Here is a 1,364-nt window from a genome sequence, read left to right on the forward strand (position 1 = left end):
GCCGCGGCGGCGGCGCTGCGCCTGCCCGGCGATCACGTCGGCATCATGCGCCCCCCCTTCGTCAGCGGGCTGGCCGGCGCCTTGCGCGCCATGGAGGCCGCCGCGCGGCGGGCCGTTTCAGACATGGAAACCGAGGAAGAACAATGAACACCAGAGTCAAGGCATTCGCCGCCGTCGAGGCGGCGCTGGCGGAACCGGAGGCGGCGCTCGCCAACGGCGATTTCGAAACCGTGGAACAGTTGATGAGCGGCATCCGCGCGGCCAACCGGGCGCACGGCCTGTGGCTGCCGCAGGTGCCGCGCGCTGACGGCGGCCTGGGCCTGAACCTGCTTGAGCTGGTGGAGGTGGGCGAGCTGCTGGGCGCCTCGCCGCTGGGCCATTACGCGGTCAACTACCAGGCGCCCGATGCCGGCAACATCGACGTGCTGCTGGAGTACGCGACTCCCGCGCAGCGCCGGCGCTGGCTGGAGCCGCTATTGCGCGGCGAGCTGCGCAGTTGCTTCGCGGCGACGGAGCCGGAGTCCGCCGGATCGAATCCCTCCTCGCTGAAAACGACGGCGGTGTACAGGGACGGCGCCTGGCATCTGAACGGCCGCAAATGGTTCGCGTCCGGCGCCGACGGCGCGGGCTTCGCCATCGTGCTGGCCGTCACCGACGAGGCCGCGCCGCTGCACGCGCGCACCAGCACCTTCATCGTGCCCACCGACGCGCCCGGCTTCCGCCACGTCCGCAATCTGCGGGTGATGGGGGACGAGGGCTGCGGCTGGGCCAGCCACGGCGAACTGGTGCTGGACGATTGCCGGGTGGGCGAGGACGCGATGCTGGGCAAGCCCGGCGAGGGCTTCGTCGTGCTGCAGGCCAGGCTCGCCACCGGGCGGCTGCACCATTGCGCGCGCTGGATAGGCGTGTGCGAGCGCGCCTTCGCCATCATGTGCCGGCGCGCCTGCCGCCGGGAACTGGCGGCGGGCGAGCTGCTGTCCTCGCGCCAGACGGTGCAGAACTGGATCGCCGAGAGCCGCGCGTCGATAGACGCCGCGCGCCTGCTGGTGACCCAGGCGGCCACACGGCTGCAAAACCGCCACGAGCGCGCGCAGATCGACATCTCGATCGCGAAGTTCTTCGTGGCCGGCGTGACGCAGACCGTGCTCGATCACGCGTTGCAGGTTCAGGGCGCGTTGGGCGTCAGCGGCGACACGATTCTCAATGTGCTGTGGCGGCACGAACGCGCGGGGCGGATTTACGACGGCCCGGACGAGGTGCACAAGAGCCTGGTGGCGCGTCATGCGCTGGCCGGCTTCCGGCGGGAGCTGGCATGAGCGCGCGGATTGCGGAGCGCGCGATGGCGGCGCTGGGCCGCCCCCGCG

1 protein-coding gene is annotated in these 1,364 nt (G+C 71.7%); it reads left to right on the top strand.

All coding sequences use genetic code 11. From position 1 onward, the window contains the following. The first annotated feature begins 143 nt into the window (after window positions 1-143). Window positions 144-1,316, top strand: a complete 1,173-nt coding sequence (locus LQT98_RS23800; RefSeq protein ID WP_107798537.1) for an acyl-CoA dehydrogenase family protein — start codon at window positions 144-146, stop codon at window positions 1,314-1,316. Window positions 1,317-1,364 lie beyond the last annotated feature (48 nt).

It is taken from the genome of Chromobacterium aquaticum, from assembly GCF_021129195.1.
In the GTDB taxonomy this organism is placed as follows: Bacteria; Pseudomonadota; Gammaproteobacteria; order Burkholderiales; family Chromobacteriaceae; genus Chromobacterium; species Chromobacterium aquaticum.